Annotated in this window: 21 protein-coding genes, 1 tRNA gene and 1 riboswitch; of the genes, 6 read left to right on the top strand and 16 right to left on the bottom strand. The window is 72.6% G+C overall.

Annotation, left to right across the window (positions count from 1 at the left end; translation table 11 throughout):
- The 6 genes from AMY39116_RS44800 to AMY39116_RS0327470 form a co-directional block, all read right to left on the bottom strand.
- A partial coding sequence (locus AMY39116_RS44800; RefSeq protein WP_020420823.1) for a glycine-rich domain-containing protein occupies window positions 1-390 on the bottom strand: 390 nt, incomplete at its 3' end.
- A 41-nt stretch (window positions 391-431) separates the two neighbouring features.
- Window positions 432-1,283, bottom strand: coding sequence for a helix-turn-helix transcriptional regulator (locus AMY39116_RS0327490; RefSeq protein WP_020420822.1), 852 nt, complete (start codon window positions 1,281-1,283; stop codon window positions 432-434).
- A gap of 53 nt (window positions 1,284-1,336) precedes the next feature.
- Window positions 1,337-2,542: a glycosyltransferase gene (locus AMY39116_RS0327485; protein WP_020420821.1), complete on the bottom strand. Its 1,206-nt coding sequence runs from the start codon at window positions 2,540-2,542 to the stop codon at window positions 1,337-1,339.
- A gap of 435 nt (window positions 2,543-2,977) precedes the next feature.
- A tRNA-Val gene (locus tag AMY39116_RS0327480) sits at window positions 2,978-3,049 on the bottom strand.
- Between the two features lie 43 nt (window positions 3,050-3,092).
- On the bottom strand, window positions 3,093-4,145 hold the full coding sequence (locus tag AMY39116_RS0327475; protein ID WP_020420820.1) for a nitronate monooxygenase: 1,053 nt from the start codon (window positions 4,143-4,145) through the stop codon (window positions 3,093-3,095).
- Between the two features lie 10 nt (window positions 4,146-4,155).
- A complete protein-coding gene (locus AMY39116_RS0327470) occupies window positions 4,156-4,929 on the bottom strand; it encodes a TetR/AcrR family transcriptional regulator (RefSeq protein ID WP_020420819.1) in 774 nt (257 codons plus the stop codon).
- Window positions 4,930-4,993: 64 nt separating this feature from the next.
- Here AMY39116_RS0327470 and AMY39116_RS0327465 point away from each other — a divergent pair, with 64 nt between their 5' ends.
- Genes AMY39116_RS0327465 through AMY39116_RS0327455 form a run of 3 tightly spaced genes read left to right on the top strand, consistent with a single transcriptional unit; the run spans window position 4,994 to window position 7,137 of the window.
- On the top strand, window positions 4,994-5,917 hold the full coding sequence (locus tag AMY39116_RS0327465) for a daunorubicin resistance protein DrrA family ABC transporter ATP-binding protein (protein ID WP_020420818.1): 924 nt from the start codon (window positions 4,994-4,996) through the stop codon (window positions 5,915-5,917).
- Window positions 5,914-6,684, top strand: a complete 771-nt coding sequence (locus AMY39116_RS0327460) for an ABC transporter permease (protein WP_020420817.1) — start codon at window positions 5,914-5,916, stop codon at window positions 6,682-6,684. Before AMY39116_RS0327465 ends, AMY39116_RS0327460 begins: the two co-directional genes overlap by 4 nt.
- Before the next feature lie 9 nt (window positions 6,685-6,693).
- Window positions 6,694-7,137 carry a pyridoxamine 5'-phosphate oxidase gene (locus AMY39116_RS0327455; RefSeq protein WP_020420816.1) on the top strand — a complete coding sequence of 148 codons (444 nt, stop codon included), beginning with the start codon at window positions 6,694-6,696 and terminating at the stop codon, window positions 7,135-7,137.
- A gap of 7 nt (window positions 7,138-7,144) precedes the next feature.
- On the opposite strand, the gene lepA is transcribed toward AMY39116_RS0327455, so the two are convergent.
- The gene (gene lepA, locus AMY39116_RS0327450; protein WP_020420815.1) at window positions 7,145-8,995 is read right to left on the bottom strand and encodes a translation elongation factor 4; all 1,851 of its coding nucleotides are present in this window, start codon (window positions 8,993-8,995) and stop codon (window positions 7,145-7,147) included.
- Between the two features lie 102 nt (window positions 8,996-9,097).
- Between lepA and AMY39116_RS0327445 the strand changes: the two genes are divergently transcribed.
- Window positions 9,098-9,697, top strand: coding sequence for a class I SAM-dependent methyltransferase (locus AMY39116_RS0327445; RefSeq protein ID WP_020420814.1), 600 nt, complete (start codon window positions 9,098-9,100; stop codon window positions 9,695-9,697).
- 508 nt (window positions 9,698-10,205) lie between these two features.
- On the opposite strand, the gene AMY39116_RS0327440 is transcribed toward AMY39116_RS0327445, so the two are convergent.
- Both AMY39116_RS0327440 and AMY39116_RS0327435 read right to left on the bottom strand, forming a co-directional pair.
- Window positions 10,206-10,586 (bottom strand): VOC family protein, encoded by a 381-nt coding sequence (locus AMY39116_RS0327440; RefSeq protein WP_020420813.1) that lies wholly within the window; start codon window positions 10,584-10,586, stop codon window positions 10,206-10,208.
- Between the two features lie 22 nt (window positions 10,587-10,608).
- On the bottom strand, window positions 10,609-11,472 hold the full coding sequence (locus AMY39116_RS0327435; RefSeq protein ID WP_020420812.1) for an EamA family transporter: 864 nt from the start codon (window positions 11,470-11,472) through the stop codon (window positions 10,609-10,611).
- Between the two features lie 152 nt (window positions 11,473-11,624).
- Between AMY39116_RS0327435 and rpsT the strand changes: the two genes are divergently transcribed.
- A complete protein-coding gene (gene rpsT / locus AMY39116_RS0327430; protein WP_020420811.1) occupies window positions 11,625-11,885 on the top strand; it encodes a 30S ribosomal protein S20 in 261 nt (86 codons plus the stop codon).
- A 347-nt stretch (window positions 11,886-12,232) separates the two neighbouring features.
- Here the strand turns inward: rpsT and holA are convergent, their stop codons facing one another.
- The gene (gene holA / locus AMY39116_RS0327425; RefSeq protein ID WP_020420810.1) at window positions 12,233-13,213 is read right to left on the bottom strand and encodes a DNA polymerase III subunit delta; all 981 of its coding nucleotides are present in this window, start codon (window positions 13,211-13,213) and stop codon (window positions 12,233-12,235) included.
- A gap of 136 nt (window positions 13,214-13,349) precedes the next feature.
- Window positions 13,350-13,482, top strand: a riboswitch (SAM riboswitch).
- 13 nt (window positions 13,483-13,495) lie between these two features.
- Here holA and thrC point away from each other — a divergent pair.
- On the top strand, window positions 13,496-14,761 hold the full coding sequence (gene thrC, locus AMY39116_RS0327420; RefSeq protein WP_020420809.1) for a threonine synthase: 1,266 nt from the start codon (window positions 13,496-13,498) through the stop codon (window positions 14,759-14,761).
- 49 nt (window positions 14,762-14,810) lie between these two features.
- On the opposite strand, the gene AMY39116_RS0327415 is transcribed toward thrC, so the two are convergent.
- The 6 genes from AMY39116_RS0327415 to rsfS form a co-directional block, all read right to left on the bottom strand.
- The gene (locus AMY39116_RS0327415; protein ID WP_020420808.1) at window positions 14,811-17,123 is read right to left on the bottom strand and encodes a ComEC/Rec2 family competence protein; all 2,313 of its coding nucleotides are present in this window, start codon (window positions 17,121-17,123) and stop codon (window positions 14,811-14,813) included.
- A gap of 35 nt (window positions 17,124-17,158) precedes the next feature.
- Entirely contained in the window at window positions 17,159-17,914 is a 756-nt protein-coding gene (locus tag AMY39116_RS0327410; protein WP_020420807.1) for a ComEA family DNA-binding protein, read from the bottom strand.
- 198 nt (window positions 17,915-18,112) lie between these two features.
- Window positions 18,113-18,976 (bottom strand): DegV family protein, encoded by an 864-nt coding sequence (locus AMY39116_RS0327405; protein WP_020420806.1) that lies wholly within the window; start codon window positions 18,974-18,976, stop codon window positions 18,113-18,115.
- 10 nt (window positions 18,977-18,986) lie between these two features.
- Window positions 18,987-19,721 carry a diglucosylglycerate octanoyltransferase gene (gene octT, locus AMY39116_RS0327400; protein WP_020420805.1) on the bottom strand — a complete coding sequence of 245 codons (735 nt, stop codon included), beginning with the start codon at window positions 19,719-19,721 and terminating at the stop codon, window positions 18,987-18,989.
- Between the two features lies 1 nt (window position 19,722).
- Complete coding sequence (locus AMY39116_RS0327395; RefSeq protein WP_020420804.1) at window positions 19,723-20,334, bottom strand: histidine phosphatase family protein; 612 nt, start codon at window positions 20,332-20,334, stop codon at window positions 19,723-19,725.
- The gene (rsfS, locus tag AMY39116_RS0327390; RefSeq protein WP_020420803.1) at window positions 20,331-20,720 is read right to left on the bottom strand and encodes a ribosome silencing factor; all 390 of its coding nucleotides are present in this window, start codon (window positions 20,718-20,720) and stop codon (window positions 20,331-20,333) included. The genes AMY39116_RS0327395 and rsfS overlap by 4 nt, the downstream gene beginning before the upstream one ends.
- Window positions 20,721-20,784: the final 64 nt, after the last annotated feature.

Raw genomic sequence — 20,784 nt, 5'->3', positions numbered from 1 at the left:
ATCGGCGGCGCCGCCCCGGCCCGGCGCCTCGGCGGTCCCGGCCGCACCGCCGTGCGCCACGACGAGCGCCGGGCTTCCGGCGACGCCGACGCTGGAGTCGCTGCCCGGCTCCCCGGCCGGCCCGCCCACACCGACGGTGACGGTGTACTCGGCGGCCGGGGTGACCGCGACGGAGCACCACGCCGCTCCCCCGCCGCCGCCGGGGTTCGCCTCGCCACCCCCGCCGCCTGCGCCCCACACGGCGACGAACACCGAGGTGATCCCCTCGGGCGCGGTGAACGTGCCGCTGACGGTGAAGGCCTGCTCCCCGTGGGCGGGTTCGGCCCCGGCCGCCGGCGCGGCAGCCGTGATCAGGACAGCCGCCACGGCGGCGGCTTTTCCGAACGCCATGGACGAAAGGGTGCGCCGCCATCCGCGGCCGCGCACCTCTTTCAGCCGAAGGAGTGATCCGGCGCGGGTGCCGGCAGGGCGGCGGAGGCGAGGAGCGCGAGCTTGTCCGCGTCGTCGCTGCCCGCGTCGGCGTGGTACACGACCAGCATCATCCCATCAGTGCTGCTGGTGGTGACCACGAGCTTTTCCCGGTGCAGCACCAGCCGGCCGACCTGGGGGTGGTCGAACCGCACCACCGCGCCCTGCCGCGGCTGCACGTCGTGGCGGGCCCAGAGGCGCCGGAACCGGGGGCTGGCGAGGGACAGCTCGCCGACGAGCTCGACGAAGCGGGGGTCGTCGATGTCGGTGCCGACCGACTGGCGGAAGCCCGCGATCAGCTCCTCGGTGGCGCTTTCCCAGTCGGGGAAGAGCGCCCGCTCGCCCGCGTCGAGGAACACGTCCCGCAGCCGGTTGCCGCCCGGCGCCAGACGTGGCGACAACGCTGTGGCCAGCGGGTTGGCGGCGAGGACGTCGAAGTAGCGCCCTTCCACGAACGCGGGCAGCGGGAGTGTCCCAAGGAGCTTGGCGGTGCCGGCGGGCACCGTCTCCCTGGCCGGCCGACGCCGGCGCCGGGGCTTGTCGGTGGCGAGCCCGACCAGGTAGGCGGTCATCTCCTCGTCGAGCTGGAGCGCACGGGCGATCGAATCGAGCACCTGGACCGACGGCCTGCGGTCGCGGCCCTGTTCGAGGCGCAGGTAGTAGTCGGCGCTGATGCCGGCGAGCATCGCGACCTCTTCGCGGCGCAGGCCGGGAACCCGCCGCACGCCGTGGACGGGGATCCCGGCCTGTTCGGGGGTGACGAGTTCGCGGCGGGCGCGCAGGAAGTCGCCCAGCAGGTTCGGTTCGTCGGCCACGTTCCCACGATAATCCGCGGCACGGCCGGCTCGCCTGGTCCTGACACCCCCAGTCAGGCGGCTTCCGACAGGAGCAGCTTCGCGGCCACCGCCGCGCCGTCGCCGCGGACCTGACCGGCAACCTCGGTCGCCCGGGCGCGCGTCGCGGGTGCCAGGGCGGCGGTGAGCGCGGCGGACAGAGAGTCGACGGTCGGGGACGAGCCCTCGTGGGTCGCGCCGATGCCCAATTCGGTCACGCGCCCGGCCCAGTACGGCTGGTCCGCGATCCTCGGCACGACGACCTGCGGCGCACCCGCGCGGGCGGCGGTCGTGGTGGTGCCCGCGCCGCCGTGGTGCACGACGGCGGCCACCCTGCGGAACAGGGCCTGCTGGTTGACCTCGCCGACGACGAAGCAGTCGCCGGCGTCCGGGGTCAGCCCGGCCCAGCCGCGGGCGAGCAGGACGCGGCGGCCCTGCGCGCGGACCGCTTCGACGGCCACCCGCGCGGCCTCCCGGGCGACGTGCGGGGCCATGCTGCCGAACCCGACGTACACCGGTGGCGCGCCGTCGTCCAGGAACGCCCCCAGGTCGTCCGGCAGCGGGCGTTCGTCGGGCAGGACCCACGCCCCGGTCTGCACGACGTCGAGTTCCGTGCGGCCCTCCGACGGGCACAACACCGGGTCCGCGGCGAGCCACGGCCGTCCGGTGAGGACGTGGTCGCGGACGTTGGCGACCGGCGGCAAGCCGAGCGCCGCGCGGTGGCTGTTGAGCGCTTCGCCGTACAGGTCGTTCACCCGCTGGGCGTCCTGCTCCCACAGCACCCGGTTGTCGGTTTCGTCCCGCGGGGAGGGCGTGCCCGGCCGTCGTCCGGGCGGGAAGTGCCGCGACGGCAGCCCGAGGAGGTGGAAGCAGGCGAGCACGTAGTGGATGCCGAGTTTCTCGGCCACGTCCCGGGCGCCGACGGGCATCAGTCCGGTCGCCACGAGCGCGTCGCAATCCTCGGCCGCGGCCGTCAGCGTTTCGAACCGCGCGGCGACCAGCTCGCGGGCGAGCCGGAACGCGTCCTCCACCGTCGGCGGCTTCGGCCTGGCGACGATGGAGTGGACCGCCGGGCCGAACGGCACCAGCGACACACCGGCCCGGTCGAGCAGCTCCACGAACTCCTCGTCGGGCGGCACGCAGAGCCGCGCCTCGGCGCCGAACTCCCGCAGCGCCACCGCAAGCGCCACCAGCGGTTCGACATCCCCACGCGATCCCCACGACGTCAGCAGCACACGCACTTCGCGATCCCCCCCGTTCCCCCGGCTCGTCCGGCCGGCGGTGGGCAATTCTGGAGCACCGACCGGGGCTTGCGGCAAGCCCCCTGGCCCGGGATAAGTTGGAGGTAGAGGGAGCGAGTCAGTGGTGTCCCTCTCGATCGGTTACAGTCCCGCTCACACCTGACCAGTTCGATATCTCCAGCGATGGCATCACGGCAGCGTGGTTCGCCGCGTCGACGGCCTGCCCGGCGTGCGCCGCCGCATCGTCCGCTGCCAGTGTTGACCGCGTCCATCGCGGCTTGCGCCGCCACCGCCGCCTCTCTTGCGCCGAGTCGATGCTGGCCGCGCCCTGCAACGACGCTGGGCGCACGACGGCGGATGGAGCTGGGACGAAACCCCACACCGCTCCCCGCGAACACAAACGGCCCGCCGACGAATGTCGACGGGCCGTCCGGGTGGGCGATACTGGGATCGAACCAGTGACCTCTTCGGTGTGAACGAAGCGCTCTCCCCCTGAGCTAATCGCCCGGTGTGCCGAAATCCTAGCCCATCCCGCCCGGGCGCCGCGCACCTACCCCAGTCGCCGGGTCACCCGCTCCTGCGCCGCCTTCGCTTCGGCCTTCAGGCGCGCCACGATCTCCGCCGCGGGGCCTTCCGGCGCCACCGAGTACGTCTGCCCGCCCCACAGGTTCACGCCCTCCGGGTCGCCGGCGGCGTGCGCGGCCGCCCGCACCGGCTTGGTCAGGTGGTGCACCTGCGGGTACGCCGAGGGCGCGTACGGCGTGTGCTCGGTCAGGAACCGGTTCACCAGCCCGCGCGCCGGGCGGCCGCTGAAGGCCCGCGTGATGGCCGTGACCCGCCCGCCCTCGGCCAGCGCCTTGCGGTGCGCGAGCTGCGTCCCGGCCTCGTCGGCGCGCAGGAACGCGGTGCCCAGTTGCGCCGCGTCCGCGCCGGCGGCCAGCACCGCGGCGACGTCCGCGCCGTGCACGATCCCGCCCGCCGCGATCAGCGGCAGGTCCACGGCGGACCCGATCAACCGCAGCAACGCCAGCAGCCCGTACACCTCGCCCCCGGCCGGGTGCTCCGGATCGTCGACGAACAAACCGCGGTGCGCGCCCGCCTCGAACCCCTGCACGCACAGGGCGTCCGCGCCGGCCTCGACCGCTCGCACGGCCTCCTCCGGGGTGGTGACGGTCACGATCACCTGCGAACCGGCCTCGTGCAGGCGCGCCACGTCCGTTGTGGACGGCAGCCCGAACGTGAACGACACGAACGGAATCCGCTGCGCCGCCACGAGCTCGACCTTCGCCGGGTAGTCGTCGTCCTCCCAGCGCGGGTCGCCCGGCTCGGCCTCGTAGTGCCGGGCCTCCTCCTCGATCCGCCGCACGTAGGGCGACAGATCCACATCGGACTCCCGCCCCGGCACGAACAGGTTGACCCCGAACGGCCTGCTCGTCAGCTCCCGCGTCTTCGCGATTCGCTCGCCGAGCGCCTCCGCGCTCAGGTACCCGGCGGCGAGGAAACCGGATCCCCCGGCCTCGGCAACGGCGGCGACGAGTTCGGGTGTCGTGGGCCCGCCTGCCATCGGCGCCACGAGAACGGGGACACGCAGCTCTTCGAACATGCTCCCCACCCTAGGGTTTCCGGCGCCGCGCGTACGCCTCGAGACCGTCCAGCAGGCGCTGCACGCCGAACTCCAGGTCCGGCAGGATCCCGGCGTCCTCGGCGTCCGGGTCGAACGTGCCCTCGGCGATCGTGGCGGCCAGCATCGGGAACCGCTCCGGATCCAGGTACTTCCGCAGCCCGGCGGCGAAGTCCGCGTCCGCCTCCTGCCCGGTGATGCCCGCCTCGCGCTGCGCCTCCGCCATGTCCAGCGAGATCCGCGCGAGCTCACGCACCGCGCCGTCCAGGAACGTCATCGCCCAGATCATCTCGGCGCCGGTCAGGCCCAGCCCGGAGATGGCCCGCATCCCGGCTTCCATCCAGGCCAGCTGCCGGGGACCCGACGGCGGGCCGCTCAACCGGATCCGCAGCATCCACGGGTGCCGCAGGTGGAACTCCCACACCGCGCGCACCCACACCGCGACCTCGGCGCGCCAGTCCTCGCCCGCCGGCTTCGGCGGTTCCTCCTCGGCCGCGTAGTCGACCATCAGCTCGATCAGCTGGTCCTTGCCCGATACGTACCGGTACAGCGACATGGTCGTCTTGCCGACCGCCGCCGCGACCCGCTGCATGGACACCGCCTCGATGCCCTCGGCGTCGGCGAGTTCGATCGCCGCGCGGACGATCTTGTCCACGCTCAGCGCGGGCTTCGGCCCCCGGGTGGGCCGTTCGCCGCCGCCCCACAGGAGTTCGAGGGTTCGCGTGCGTTCCGCCGTCATCGCCGTCCTTTCGTCCTTGACGGCCATCCTAGAACTGTGTATCACTTACACAAAGCAGTCTACGCCATACACAGTTACAGGGGAGAGAGTGATGATCGAGGTCAGCGGCCTGCGCAAGGCCTTCGGGGGCAGAGAGGTGCTCGGTGGTGTCGACCTCACCGTCGAGCGCGGCAGCGTCGTGTCCCTGCTCGGGCCCAACGGCGCGGGCAAGAGCACCACCGTCCGCATCCTGACGACCCTGCTCGCGCCGGACGCGGGTTCGGTGCGGGTCGGCGGGTTCGACGTGGTGCGGCAGGCGCGGGACGTGCGGCGGATCATCGGGGTGACCGGTCAGCAGACCGGGGTCGACCGCCTGCTGACCGGCTACGAGAACCTCGTGATGATGGGCCGCCTGTTCCGGCTCGGCACCGCCGCGGCCCGCCGCCGGGCGAGCGAACTGCTGGAGAAGTTCGACCTGGCCGAGGCCGCCGGACGGCCGGTGAAGACCTACTCCGGCGGCATGGAACGGCGCCTCGACCTGGCGATCAGCATGATCACCGCGCCGCCGGTGCTGTTCCTCGACGAGCCCACCACCGGGCTGGACCCGCGCAGCCGCGCCGGTGTCTGGGAGACCGTGCGCGACCTGCTGGCCGGTGGCGTGACGGTCCTGCTCACCACCCAGTACCTGGAGGAGGCCGACGAGCTGGCCGACCGGGTCGCGGTGATCGACGGCGGGCGGGTCGTGGCCGAGGGCACCCCGGCGTCGCTCAAGCAGCGCGTCGGCAGCGAGCGCCTCGACCTGACCTTCGCCACCGCGGAGGCGTTCGAGGTGGCCCGGCTGGTGCTCGGCGAGGCGCACGCCGGGGAGGGCCTGGTGCTGAACGTGCCCGTCGACGGCGCCCGTGACGTCCGCGAGGTCCTGGAGCGCCTCGACCAGGCCGGCGCGGAGGTCGCCGACCTCGCGCTGACCCGCCCGTCGCTCGACGACGTCTTCCTGTCCCTGACCGGCTCGACGACGATCGGAGCGGCCCGATGAGCACCCTGTACTGGAACGCGAACAACTCGGCCGTCCTCATCGGACGGTCGGTGCGGCACATCCTGCGCTCCCCCGACCAGGCGATGACGGCGATCTTCCTGCCCGTCGCGATCATGCTGATGTTCCGCTACGTGTTCGGCGGCGCGATCAACACGGGCGGCACGGCCTACATCGACTACGTGCTCGCCGGGATCATCGCCATCAGCGTCACGTTCAACTCGACCTCCACCACCGTCGGTGTCGCGGACGACCTCGAACGCGGTGTGGTGGAACGGTTCCGCTCGATGCCGATGTCGAGCGTCGCGGTGCTGACCGGGCACATCGCCGGGGCGATCGTCCGGAACGCGCTGTCGCTCGCGATCATGATCGGCGTCGGCCTGCTCATCGGCTTCTCCCCCACCGCGGCTGTCGGCGGGTGGCTGGCCGCGCTCGGCATCCTGCTGGTGTTCATGGTGGCGATCTCGTGGATCGCGGCGATCCTCGGGCTGGTCGCCGGCGGCACGGAGAGCGCCGCCGGGCTGGGCATGATCCTGGTGTTCGTGCCGTACCTGAGCAGCGCGTTCGTGCCCCCGAGCACGATGCCGGACGGGCTGCGCGCGTTCGTGGAGATCCAGCCGGTGACCCCGGTGGTCGACAGCGTGCGGGCGCTGCTGCTCGGCGGGCCGGTCGGGAACTCGGCTTGGCTCGCGCTGCTGTGGTGGGGCGGGATCACGCTGGTCGCGGTGCCGGTCGCGGGCGCGTTGTTCCGGCGGCGCTCCCGGCGCTAGCTTGGCCCCATGACGAACCTCGACGCCGTCCGCTCGCTCGCCGCCCAGGAAACCGGCCTGGCCACGGTGGCGGTCGCGCGGGCGGACGGCTCGGTGCACGCTTCGGTGGTCAACGCCGGGGTCCTCGACGACCCGGTGTCCGGCCGCCCGTCCGTCGCGTTCGTGGCGGTCGGCCACGCGAAGAAGCTGGACCTGCTGCGCGCGCGGGGCAACGCGACCGTGGTGTTCCGGCGCGGCTGGACGTGGGCGGCGGTGCAGGGACCGGTGCGGCTGATCGGCCCGGACCACCCGGACGAAGCCTTCGACCCGGCCGGCCTGCCCCGGCTGCTGCGCGACATCTTCACCGCGGCCGGCGGCACCCACGACGACTGGGACACCTACGACCGCGTGATGGCCGAGGAGCGCCGGTGCGCGGTGTTCGTCGAGGCGGCCCGGATCTCCGGCACCGCCTGAGCGGCCGCTACTTCTTCTTGCCCTTGTCGCCGGAAGGCTCGTCGGTGGACAGCGCCGCGACGAAGGCCTCCTGCGGAACCTCGACCCGGCCGATGTTCTTCATCCGCTTCTTGCCTTCCTTCTGCTTCTCCAGCAGCTTCCGCTTCCGCGAGATGTCGCCGCCGTAGCACTTGGAAAGCACGTCCTTGCGGATGGCGCGGATCGTCTCGCGCGCGATGATCCGCGACCCGACCGCGGCCTGGATCGGCACCTCGAACTGCTGCCGCGGGATCAGCTCACGCAGGCGACCCGCCATCTTGTTGCCGTAGCCGTAGGCGGCGTCCTTGTGCACGATCGCGGAGAACGCGTCGACCGGCTCGCCCTGCAGCAGGATGTCGACCTTCACCAGGTCGGCGACCTGCGTGCCGGCCTCCTCGTAGTCCAGCGAGGCGTAGCCGCGGGTGCGGGACTTCAGCGAGTCGAAGAAGTCGAAGATGATCTCGGCGAGCGGCAGGTTGTAGCGCAGCTCGACGCGGTCCTCCGACAGGTAGTCCATGCCGAGCAGGTTGCCGCGCTTGCTCTGGCACAGCTCCATGATCGCGCCGATGAACTCCGACGGGGCGATCACGGTGACCTTCGACAGCGGCTCGTGCACCTCGGCGATCTTCACGCCGGTCGGCCAGTCGGACGGGTTGGTGACGTGCACCTCGGTGCCGTCGTCCTGCACCACGCGGTACTCCACGTTCGGCGCGGTGGCGATCAGGTCCAGGCCGAACTCGCGCTCCAGCCGGTCGCGGGTGATCTCCAGGTGCAGCAGGCCGAGGAAGCCGCAGCGGAAGCCGAAGCCGAGCGCGACCGACGTCTCCGGCTCGTAGGTCAGCGCCGCGTCGTTGAGCTGCAGCTTCTCCAGCGCCTCCCGCAGCTCCGGGTAGTCCGAGCCGTCCACCGGGTAGAGGCCGGAGAACACCATCGGCTTGGGGTCGCGGTAGCCGGCCAGCGGCTCGGTGGCGCCCTTGCGCTCGGAGGTGACGGTGTCACCGACCCGGGACTGGCGGACGTCCTTCACGCCGGTGATCAGGTAACCCACCTCGCCGACGCCGAGACCGGCGCTGGGCTTGGGCTCCGGCGAGATGATGCCGACTTCCAGCAGCTCGTGCGTGGCGCCGGTGGACATCATCCGGATCCGCTCGCGCGGGGTGATCTTGCCGTCCACGACGCGGATGTAGGTGACGACGCCGCGGTAGGTGTCGTAGACCGAGTCGAAGATCATGGCGCGGGCCGGGGCGTCCGCGTCGCCCACCGGCGGCGGCACCTGGCGGACGACCTCGTCCAGGAGGTCGGGCACGCCCATGCCGGTCTTCGCCGAGACGCGCAGCACCTCGGACGGGTCGCAGCCGATGATGTGCGCCAGCTCGGCGGCGTACTTGTCGGGGTCGGCCGCGGGGAGGTCGATCTTGTTCAGGACCGGGATGATGTGCAGGTCCTTCTCCAGCGCCAGGTACAGGTTGGCCAGGGTCTGCGCCTCGATGCCCTGTGCCGCGTCGACCAGCAGGATCGCGCCCTCGCACGCCTCCAGCGCCCGGGAGACCTCGTAGGTGAAGTCCACGTGGCCCGGGGTGTCGATGAGGTGCAGGACGTGGTCGCGGCCGTCGACCTGCCACGGGAGGCGCACGTTCTGGGCCTTGATCGTGATGCCCCGCTCGCGCTCGATGTCCATCCGGTCGAGGTACTGCGCGCGCATGGCCCGCTCCTCGACCACGCCGGTGAGCTGCAGCATCCGGTCGGCCAGGGTGGACTTGCCGTGGTCGATGTGCGCGATGATGCAGAAGTTCCGGATCTGCTCCGGCGGCGTGAAGGTCTGGTCGGCGAACGTGCTCACTCGGATCCTCGGCTCGTCGTGGGGTACGACTCCATGTTCCCATGCCCGATTTCCGGGTCATCCCCGATGCCGGTGAGCGGTGGCGAGTGCTGACCTGGAGGTATGAGCACAACCATCGAGCAGATCCTGGACCGGGCCTTCGGTCACCCCCGTGGCCTGCTGGGCCGCATCGGCGGGGCCGTGATGGCCCATGCGAACGGCGCGACGGAATCGCACGTCGTGGACGTGGCGAGGCTCACCCGGGAGGAGACGGTCCTGGTGGTCGGCCCCGGTCCCGGGGTGGGCCTGCGCCTGGCCGGCCGGCGCGCGGCGCTGGCGCACGGGGTGGACCCGTCGCCGGAGATGCTGGAGCTGGCGCAGGCCCGCTGCGCGGCGGAGATCGTGGCGGGCCGGGTCCGGCTGGCCCGCGGTTCGGCCGAGCGGACGGGCCTGGACGAGGCCTCCGTGGACGTGGTGGTGAGCGTGAACAACGTCCAACTGTGGGACGACCGCCCCGCGGGCTTCCACGAGCTGCGGCGGGTGCTGCGCCCGGGCGGGCGGCTGATCCTCTCGGCGCACGAAAAGTGGCTCCCCGTGCCGCGGCACGAGCTGGCGGCCGAACTGGTCGAGGCGGGTTTCACGGACCTGCAGACGTGGGTGTGGCAACCCCCGGGGGTCACCGCGCCGCTGGCCGCCCAGTTCCGCGCCCACCGCCCCGCCTGAGCCGCCCTGCTACCCCAAAATCAAAACCGGCCCCGCAAGATCCGCCGTCACCGGCGCCGCGCACGCCCTTGGCGGCGCGAGTCCAGACCCAGCCCCCCGCGAAATCCGCGGTCAGCGCCCCCAAGATTCAGCCTCCAGGCACCACCAGCGCCGCGAGCCCGAACCCGGCTTCGCGAGATCCGCCGTCACCGGCACCGCGCGCACGCCATCGGCGGCGCGAGTCCAGACCCAGCCCCCGCGAGATCCACGGTCAGCGCACCAAAGGAATCAGCCCCAGGCACCACCAGCGCCGCAAGCCCAAACCCGGCCCCGCAAGATCCGCCGTCACCAGCGCCACGCGCACGCCACCGGCGCCGCGAGTCCAGACCCAACCCCCGCGAAATCCGCGATCAGCGCCCCCAAGAATCAGCCCCAGGCACCACCAGCGCCGCAAGCCCAAACCCGGCCCCGCAAGATCCGCCAACGCGCCGGAACAATCGCAGGCCCGCCGCCGGTCGCGCGTGGCGGCTCACTGCGGGCGGATGTCCGTCCGCAGTGGATGGTCCGGCGGGATCTCCACCAGCACGATCGACGTCCCGTCCGGGTCGGAGATGCGCGCCTCGTCCAGGCCCCACGGCTCGCGGCGGGCCTCGCGGTCCGGCACGACCCCGCGCTCGGCCAGCTCGTCCAGCGTGGCCTTGAGGTCGCGGACCTGGAACCACAGCTCCACGTCCGGGCTGGTGCCCTTCTCGCCGCGGCCGACGACCTCCAGGTAGCCCTGGCCGGTGAAGAACACGGTCCCGCCGGGGAACGTGCGGTAGATGGCCAGGCCGAGCACGTCCCGGTAGAACGCCGTGGTCTTCTCGGGGTCACGGGGGTGGATCAGCACCCGGCTGCTCAGGACGTCCATACCTCCTGCCTACCCCACCTGGTCAGGAAGCCGCAATCGCGGCAATTCCGGCCAGGACGACGACCGAGCCGACCAGGCGGCGCACCGGGTGCGGCTCGCGCAGCACGAGCCAGGCCGCGATCCCGCCCAGCACGATGCTCACCTCACGCGCGGGCGCGACCAGGCTGACCGGCGCCATGCGCATCGCGTAGAGCACGAGCACGTAGGCGACCGGCGACAGCACCCCGACGGCCACCGCCTCCCGCCAGTGCGCCCGCCACAGCGCGCCGATCCGCCCGTCCGCGCGCACGGCCGTGGGCGCGAGCAGCAGGCTCTGCAGCACCGCGCCGGCGGCGAAGTAGGTCAACGGCGGGACGGCGAGGGCGTTGACGGCGTGGTCGTCCCAGAGCGTGTAGGCCGCGATGGTGACGCCGGTGAGCAGCCCGTAGAAGACCCCGGCCCGGCGGGCGCGCGCGTCCGCCGCCGAGCGCGAGCCGAGCCCGATCACCAGCACCCCGGTCACGACGAGGAGGGCGCCGGCGAGCCCGAGCCACCCGGGCCGCTCGCCGAGCAGGACGACCGCCGCGAGCACCGACAGCAGTGGCCCGCTCCCCCGCGCCAGCGGGTAGACGACGGACAGGTCGCCGACGCGGTAGCCGCGCTGCAGCACGATGCCGTAGGCGATGTGGAAGATCGCGGTCAGCAGCGCCGCGGGCAGCCAGGTCCACTGTGGATGCTGCCCCTCGACCACCAGCGCCACGACCGCGACCGGTGCGCAGACCACCGCCGAGACGGTGTAGTAGAGGAAGACGAACCGGGCCCCGTCGTCGACCCGCTTGGCGGCGAGGTTCCACCCGGCGTGCACGACGGCGGCGACGAGGACGAGCCCGAGCGCCGTGCCGTTCACCTGCAGCCTCCCCAGCCAGTGCGAGTGCCACCGTAGCGCCCTGCTAACCTTGTCGGTCGTTGCCGTGCGGCATTCCGCCAGGGAGGAAACCCGCACGCCGGGGCCGGTACAGCGCGGCAGCGAAGCCACCGACAGATCGAAGGAGCGCCTTCATGGCCAACATCAAGTCCCAGATCAAGCGCATCAAGACCAACGAGAAGGCGCGCCAGCGCAACCAGTCGGTCAAGTCCTCGGTGAAGACCGCGATCCGCAAGTTCCGCGAGGCCGCCGAGGCAGGCGACAAGGCCAAGGCCGTCGAGCTGCAGCAGGCTGCCGCTCGCGCCCTGGACAAGGCCGCCAGCAAGGGCGTCATCCACGCGAACCAGGCCGCCAACAAGAAGTCGGCGATGGCCAAGCGCGTCAACCAGCTCTGAGCTTGATCTTCCGAGGGGCGGGCATCCAGCAGGGTGCCCGCCCTTCTGCTGTCCAGGGGTGACGGGTTCGCGAGTGACGGGACTTGAACCCGCAACTCCCTGCACGCTCGGCTCCGGCGGCCGCACAGCCATTGGCGCAGCAGGCGCCAGCCCCTCACCCGGACCCGCCGGTCAGCGAACTCACGCTCGTTCCGAGCGATGATGAGCCCGCCCCACCTCACACCAAGCAACCGCAGTCCGACTCGCGCACCGAACTCAGCGCTCGTCCCGAACGCCGAAACCTTCCCCACCCCACCGCGCCCCGCTTCCAGGAGCCGAACGGCCGCGGCCCGACCGCGGCGCTGAGCTCAGCGCTTGTCGCGGGCGGCGGCGAGTTCCAGGACGGCCCGTTCGAGCGCGTAGGCCGGGTCCGCGGCCTGGCCCTTGACCTCGGCGTTCACCCGCGCCACCACGGCCATCGCGTCGGCCAGTCCGGCTTGGGTCCACCCGCGGGACTGCCCCTGCGCCTTGCGGATCTTCCACGGCGGCATGCCCAGCTCACCGGCCATCTGGTTCGGGTTGCCGCGGCCGGCCGCCGACACGCGGGCGATGGTGCGGACGGCGTCCGCGAGGGCGTCGGCGATCAGGACGTGCGCCACGCCGATCTGGAGCGCCCACCGCATCGCTTCGAGCGCCGCGCCGCGCTCGCCCGCGACGGCCTTTTCCGCGACCGCGAAGCCCGTCACGTCCGCGCGGCCCCGGTGGTAGCGGCGCACGGCTTCCTCGTCGACCCGGCCGCCCGAGTCCGCCACCAGCTGCGACGCCGCCGCGGCCAGCTCTCGCAGGTCGGATCCGACGGCATCGATCAACGCGGCCACCCCGGCCGGGTCGATCTTGCCGCCGGCCTGCCGCACCTCGTTGCGGACGAACGACTCCCGATCGGCCGGCCGGGTGATCTTCGGGCACTCGGTGACCTGGGCGCCGGCCTTGCGCAGCGCCGCGGGCAGCGACTTGGCCGCCTTGCTGCGGCCGCCGCCGGTGTGCACGACGACCAGGACGACGCCGTCGGCAGGCATCTTCGCGTAGGCGAGCACCGCGTCGGCCAGCTCCTGGCCGATGTCCTGCGCGCCTTCCAGCACGATGACGCGCCCCTCGCTGAACAGCGACGGGCTGACCAGCTCGGCCAGGCCGGGCGGGGTGAGATCGGACACCCGGACCTTCGTCAGCTCGGCCGTCGCGTCCTCTCTGCGTGCCTGTTCCAGGGCGGCGCGGACGGCGCGCTCGACGAGCAGCTCCTCTTCGCCGAGCACGAGCTGCAGGGGGGCGGAGGTGGTTGCCGGCGCGGTCACGGTTCAGATCCTCCCACGGACCACCGACAGCTCCGGAGCGTGATGAAACCCGCAGGGGCATGGCGTGCTCCGAGCGTGGTGCCGTATGTTGTCAACCAGGCATCGCGCGAGCGCGACAGCCACCACAACCGAATACCGCTCATCCAGAGGGGCAGAGGGAACGGCCCGACGAAGCCCCGGCAACCGGCGTCAGCCTGTCATCTCGATTCCGCGAGGTAGCTGACGATCACGGTGCCAATTCCGGCCCGCGTCAGCGGGGCAGATGAGGAAAGGAACCTCGCGATGACTGCAGCCCTCGATTCGACCACCACCCGTCGCACCGTCGACCTCGGCCCGGCCGTGGAACTGGTCTCCAAGGAAGAGGGCCACCGCCAGCCGCTCGCCCCGGAGTTCGTCTCCGCCGAGGACTTCTCGCCGCTGGAGGTCGCCTACGACTTCGGTCGTGTCCGCCGCGAGGACATCGAGGCGGGGCCGCGCAACATCTGGCGCTACAAGCGGCTGCTGCCGGTGCCCTCGAACGTCGAGGAGATCCCGAACACCGAGCCCGGCTGTACCAGGCTGGTGAAGGCCGACCGGCTCGCCAAGGCTCTCGGTGTGAAGAGCCTGTGGGTCAAGGACGACACCGGCAACCCCACCCACTCGTTCAAGGACCGCGTCGTCGCCGTCGCCCTAGCCGCCGCTCGCGAGTTCGGTTTCGACACCCTGGCCTGCCCGTCCACCGGCAACCTGGCCAACGCCGTCGCCGCGGCCGCGGCCCGCGCCGGCTGGCAGTCCGTGGTGCTGATCCCCTCCTCGCTCGAGCGCGCCAAGGTGCTGACCACCGCGGTCTACGACGGCAACCTGATCGCTGTCGACGGCAACTACGACGACGTCAACCGCCTCGCCACCGAGCTGGCCGCCGAGCACGAGAACTGGGCGTTCGTGAACGTCAACGTGCGCCCCTACTACTCCGAGGGCTCGAAGACGCTCGCCTACGAGGTCGCCGAGCAGCTCGGCTGGCGGATCCCCGAGCAGATCGTCGTGCCGATCGCCTCGGGCTCCCAGCTGACCAAGGTGGACAAGGGCTTCCGCGAGTTCGCCAAGCTCGGCCTGGTCGACGACACCCCGTACAAGGTGTTCGGCGCGCAGGCCGCCGGCTGCTCGCCGGTGTCCGCGGCGTTCCGCAACGGCCACGACGTGGTGCAGCCGGTCAAGCCGGACACCATCGCCCGCTCGCTCGCGATCGGCAACCCGGCCGACGGCCCCTACGTGCTCGACACGGTTCGCCGCACGGGCGGCGCGATCGAGGACGTGACTGACGAAGAGGTCGTCGAGGGCATCCGCCTGCTCGCCCGTACCGAGGGCATCTTCACCGAGACCGCCGGTGGTGTCACCGTCGCGACGGCGAAGAAGCTCATCGAGGCGGGCAAGATCGACCCGGACGCCGAGACCGTCCTGCTCATCACCGGTGACGGCCTGAAGACCCTGGACGCGATCGAGAACGAGGTCGGCCCGAAGGCGACGGTCCCGCCGTCGGCGGCGGCCGTGCACAAGGCCCTGGGTCTCTGACAGGTCCCGGGTCTCTGCCAGGCCCGGCGCCTCTGATCAAGGTTCCACCTCACTTTCCCCGGCGAACGACCGCCGGTCCGGTCTGGTCGGGGATCACCGCGGTGTCGCCGTCGGTGTCCGTGCGGGCGATGAGCGCACCGTCCGCGGTCAGGGTGTCGAGTGTCGTCCGGTTCGGGTGGCCGTAACGGTTGCCCGAACCGACGCTCACCAGCGCCAGCCGCGCGGACACCGCGGCCAGGAACTGGGGCAGCGAGAACCTGCTGCCGTGGTGCGGCACCTTCAGGATCTCGGCGTGCAGATCCGTTCCGGCGGCCAGCAGGTCGGCTTGTGCGGCGAGTTCGACGTCACCGGTCAGCAGCACGCTGCCGGCCGGTGTGCGGGCTCGTAGCACCACCGAGCTGTTGTTGATTTGTGTGCCGTCGTCGTCCTCCCCTTCGGACACGTATCTGGGTCCCAGCACTTCGAGGCTCAGCGCCGGCCACTCGAGCCGCCGGCCCAGGTCCAGTTCGAGCAGCGGGACCCGGTGGCGGGCCGCGATCTGGCCGGCCTGCCGCCACGCCCAGCCGGGCTGCCGCCCGGGCCCGACCGCGATCGCGCCCACCGAGCGTCCCTCGAACACCGAGTCGAGTCCGCCGATGTGGTCGGCGTGCAGGTGGCTCAGCACCACCAGCGGCACCCGCTCGATGCCCAGCCGGTCCAGACACCGGTCGGCCGGCCCCGGCTCGGGCCCGGCGTCCACCACCACCGCCCGTCCGGGCTCACCGGTGGCGAGCACGAGGCTGTCGCCCTGACCGACGTCACAGGCGACCACCGCCCATCCCGGTGGCGGCCAGCCGGGTGCGATCACCTTGCCCGGGACGACGAGCAGCAGCACCCCGGCCAGCACGAGCGCCAGCAGCACCCGCAAGCGCCGACGGCGCAGTGCCAGAACCACGGCGATGGCGACCACCAGCGCGAGAAACCCGCCCCACCAGCCGCTGGGCCACGCCAGCACCGCACCGGGCACCTCCGACGCCCGCCGCGCCACGACGATCAACCAGCCCGCCTCCGGCCCGGCCAGCCGGACGATCAGCTCACCTCCGGCAGGCCACGCGGTCGCGACGACCGTCGCCAGCACCCCGAACACGGTCGCCGGAGCGACCGCCGGCGCGGCCAGCACGTTCGCCGCCACGCTGACCAGGCTGAGCTGCCCGGCCATCCCGGCCACGACAGGCGCTGTCACGACGAACGCCGCCGCCGGAACCGCCAGCCCTTCGGCGAAGCCCGGCGGAACGCCGCGCCGCTGAAGGCTCTCCGCCCACCGCGGCGCGAGGAGCACCAGCCCGGCCGTCGCGATCACCGACAGCGCGAAGCCGAAGCTGACGGCCATCGCCGGGTCCCACGCCACGAGGACGCAGGTCGCGGCGGCCAGTGCGGGGACGACTGAGCGTTCCCGCCCCAGCGCCAGCGCCAGCAGGGCGATCGCGCCCATGACTCCGGCCCGCAGGACGCTCGGCTCCCCGCCAGCCAGGACCACGAACCCGGCCAGCGCTGCCCCGGACAGCGCCGCGGACAACCGTGGTCCTGCCCGCAACAGCCGTAACAGCAGCAGCACGGCGCCGCACACGATCGCGACGTTGGACCCGCTGACCGCCATCAGGTGCGTGAGGCCAGCGTCAGTGAACTCGCGGTCGAGCCGTTCGGACAGCCCGCTCGTGTCGCCCACGACGAGCCCCGGCACCAGCCCGGCCTGCTCCTCGGGCAGGACCGCGCACGCGTTGCGGAGCGCCTCACGCATCGATTCCGCGGCGCGCTGCCACCAGGGCGCCTCCGTGGCTTCCACGGGCGGCCCGCGAACGTGAACCGCGGCCACGGTCAGGTCGGCGTCCCGCGGCGGGGCCAGCTCGCCGCTCGCGGTGACCTCCTGACCCGGAATGATCTCGCTCCACGTTGCGAACGGCGCGAGCAGCGCGACCCGTCCGGTCGAGACCACCGGCTCAGCGTGACGTTCCGCGTGCAGGACGTCGGCCGCGATCACCACCGACCTCGGCCCGGCCTGCTGATCTGCATATCCGGCCGACCGCACGGGTTTCGGACGTTCCGTCACCAGCACCCGCAGGGTCACCTCCGTGCCCCGCTGCGCGAGGCCGTGGAGCGGGTCGTGCTCCGCCCGGTTCAACCGGAGGCCGAGCGGACCGGCGAGCAGGAGACCGGCCACGAGCAGCGCCGCCGCGCCCGCCCACCAGCGCGACCGGGCCGGACGCAGCTTGATCAGCAGCCCCAACGACACCAGCACCGCCGCGGCGCCGCACGCCAGAGCCAGCCACCACGTCCACAACAGTCCGAGCAGCGCTCCGAGCCACAGCGACAACGCGGCCGGCACCAGGCGAAAGTCATGCCGGACAACAGGTTCCGTGATCACGAGACCGTCACCTGCTCCCGCAGCCGGGACAGTCGTGTCTCGCCGATGCCCTCGACCTCACGCAGCTGGTCGACCGACCGGAACGACCCGTGCTTCGTGCGCCAGTCGATGATGCGCTGGGCAGTGACCTCGCCGATCCCCGGCAGGGCGTCGAGTTGCTCGGCGCTGGCCGTGTTCAGGTCGACGAGCGCGGGGGCGCCGCCGCTCTCGGCCGGTTGCTGCACGCCGGCAGGCGGCGGGATGCCGACGTAGATCTGCTCGCCGTCGGCCAGCTTGCGCGCGAGGTTCAGCGCCGTGACGTCGGTGCCCTCGATCGCGCCGCCTGCCGCGCGGAGGGCGTCCGCCACCCGCGCACCGCCGGGGACCGTGACCAGCCCGGGGTTCCGGACCTTGCCGACCACGCTGATCACCAGCGAACTGTCGGCGACCCGGCTGGCCGATGCGCTGACCGGCGCGGGCCGGTCCGGCGCCGCGGGCAGCACCGGCGCGCGTTCGACGGGCGGACTGCCACCGAGGAGCGCGATCGACGTCCCGACGAGCACCAGGACGGCGACCAGGGCCAGCAGCACCGTGGTCAGGCGCCGCCGCTGAGGGCTGCCGGTGAGCGACTCGGGCACCCAGCGCTCGACCAGCCGCCCGACGGCACCCGGCGGCCCGGTGTCGCGGTCGGCCGCGAGGGCCTGACCGGCGAGCTGCTCGAGCCGGCGGTTGACGGGAATGCCCGGCGATTCCGGGGCTGATCGTTCGAACACGCATTCGACGCTAGGGGGCGCGGAGAGGAGGGAGAAGTGGGAATCGCGGAGGCTGTGGACAAGTGGGGGTCTGTGGACAAGTGGCGCGTTCTGCCGCGGTGCCAGGGTTTTCTGTCGGTGGCGTATGGCAACGTGGAAGGGTTTGGACGCAAGACCCAAAGCGCTTGCGCGAAAAGGGTTCCTGAGTCCCCGGGAAGCTCAGCGGCTGCCAGGCCCGCCGGGGTTCCGTTGCACGACAACGCCGACGACGCCCGGCCCGGTGTGCGCGCCGATCACGGCACCCAGTTCCGACACCACGCAACCCTCGACGACGGTCAGCCGCTCCTCGATGCGGTTCGCCAGTTCCACCGCCCGCTGCGGCGAGGCCAGGTGGTGCACCGCGACCTCGACCGGCTCTCCCCGCGCGGCCTCCTCCGCGAGCTCGACCAGGCGCGCGGTGGCGCGGTTCATCGTGCGCACCTTCTCCAGCGGCTGGATCCGGCCGTCGTCCAGGTGCAGCACCGGTTTCATGGCCAGCGCGGTGCCCAGCAGCGCCGCCGCCGCGCCGATCCGGCCACCCCGCCGCAGGTACTCCAAGGTCTCGACCACGAACAGGGTCTCCGAGCAGTGCACCGCCGCCGTCGCGGCCGCTTCCACCTCGGCCGCCGACGCGCCGGCCGACGCCGCCCGAGCCGCGTGCAGCGCCGCGAACCCCAGCGCCATGGCGGTTCCCCGCGAGTCGACGACCCGCACCAGGTCCGGCCCGACCTCCTGCGCGGCCAGCACCGCGGACTCCCAGGTCCCGGAGATCTCGCTGGACAGGTGGATCGACACGACCGAGTCCGCGCCCGCCTCCAGCGCTTCGCGGAAGGCCGCGGCGAACTCGCCGGGCGTCGGCCGCGAGGTGGTCACGATCCGGCGCTGCCCCAGCGCCTCGGCGAGCGCCGCAGCCCCCACCTCGACACCGTCGAGCGCGGCGACCCCGTCGATGAGGACGTGCAGCGGGACGACGCGCAGGGCGTGGCGCTCGGCGAAGCCCTCGGGCAGATGGGCGGTGGAATCCGTGATGACGGCAACCGGCACGACGGTCAGCCTACGTGCCGGCAGGCGATTCGCCGGGGGCCAGGAGCGGACCGATCAGCGCGGCCATCGCCTTGCCCACGAGCGCGTGCCCCTCCCAGCCCCAGTGCATGCCGTCCGGGTTGCCGCGACCGCTCAGGACGTGTTCCCCCACGACCTCGGCCAGGTTCAGCAACGGCACGTCCACCCGCCGCGACCAGGCGGCGATGGCGGCCGCCGTCTCCTCCCGGCCAGTGTGCACGTTGCCGTAGGACGACGCGCGGTGGACGCTCGGCAGGACGGCCACGATCGGCAGCTCCGGCCGCAGGATGCGCAGCGCGTAGACCGCCCGGTCGAGGTAGTGCACGGTCAGCTTCGCGGGCAGGACCCGTGGGCGGCCACGCATCGCGACCGCCAGCCGCGGCTGGGCGGCCAGGTACGCCTTGCGGACGGTGCGGCGGAGCCCGGACGGCCGCAGGTATCGCAGGCCGCCGCGCAGGTAGGTCGGCAACGGCGACGGCAGCGTGTCCATGCTCCCCACGGCCAGCACCACGACGTCGGCGTGCTTCAAATCGGCCCACACCCGCGGGTCGCCGATCATCGCCCACCACGCGTCGCGCGCCGTCCAGCCCGCGGACGCCACGAGCTCCGCGCTGCCGCCGAGAGCCGCGGCGGCGATGTTCGGCCACAGTCGCGGCTCGTCGGCCGCACAGGGGCTCTCCGGGCCCTGGAAACTCAGCGAGTCCCCGAAGACCAGCAGCCTCGGCATCTCAGCCGAGCATTCCGGCGTTGTAGGCGTGCAGCCGCCAGCGGCCGTCGCGCAGGCCCAGCTCGACCCAGTGGCAGTTGCCGATCCCGCCGAGTTGCGGCCACGCCTCGACCGGCAGGGCCAGCAACTTGCCGGTGAGGGCCGTGATCAGGCCGCCGTGCGCGGCCAGCAGCACGGTCTCACCCGGGTCGTCGCCGGCCAGCAGGTCGCTGACGACCTCGGAGGCGCGCTCGGCGACCTCGACGCGGGACTCGCCACCCGGGGGCGCCCAGGTGGCGTCCACGCGCCAGATGGCGCGGTCGCCGGGCCAGCCCTCGTCGACCTCGGCGCCAGTCAGCCCCTGCCACTCGCCGAGGTGGGTCTCCCGCAGGCGCTTGTCGATGCGCAGCGGCACCCCGATCGCCTCGGTGAGCACGGTCGCGGTGTCCATGGCCCGGTGCAGGTCCGACGAGATGACCAGGTCGGGCTCGAAGCGGGCGAGCGCGGGCGCGGCGAAGCGGGCCTGGTTCCAGCCCACCTCGGTGAGCGCCGAGTCCAGGTGGCCCTGCATGCGGCCGGCGGCGTTGTAGTCGGTCTCCCCGTGACGCCACAGCACGAGGCGCCGGAAACTCACGAGGCGTCCCCGGCGTCGACGGCCTCGGCGAGCCCGTCGACCTCGATGCGGGGGCAGTCCTTCCACAGCCGCTCGATGCCGTAGAACGAGCGCTCCTCGTCGTGCTGGACGTGCACCACGACGTCGACGAAGTCGAGCAGGACCCAGCGGCCCTCGCGCGCGCCCTCGCGGCGGACCGGCTTGTGCCCGGCCTCCCGCAGCTTCTCCTCGACGTTGTCCACGATGGCCCCCACCTGGCGCTCGTTGGGCGCCGAGGCGATGACGAACACGTCGGTGATGACGAGCTGCTCGGAGACGTCCAGCACCACCACGTCGGTGGCCTTCTTGTCCGCGGCGGCGTGCGCCGCCACGGTCGCGATGTCACGTGCCTGGGACGTCGCTGCCACTCCTGTGCTCCCTCATCCTGAGACCGTCGGTCCACCGAGGGTACCTGCCGCCGTCCGCGGGCCC

The sequence above is a fragment of the Amycolatopsis sp. ATCC 39116 genome (assembly GCF_000231075.2).
Taxonomy (GTDB): domain Bacteria; phylum Actinomycetota; class Actinomycetes; order Mycobacteriales; family Pseudonocardiaceae; genus Amycolatopsis_E; species Amycolatopsis_E tucumanensis.
This window is presented reverse-complemented; position numbering and strand designations above follow the sequence as displayed.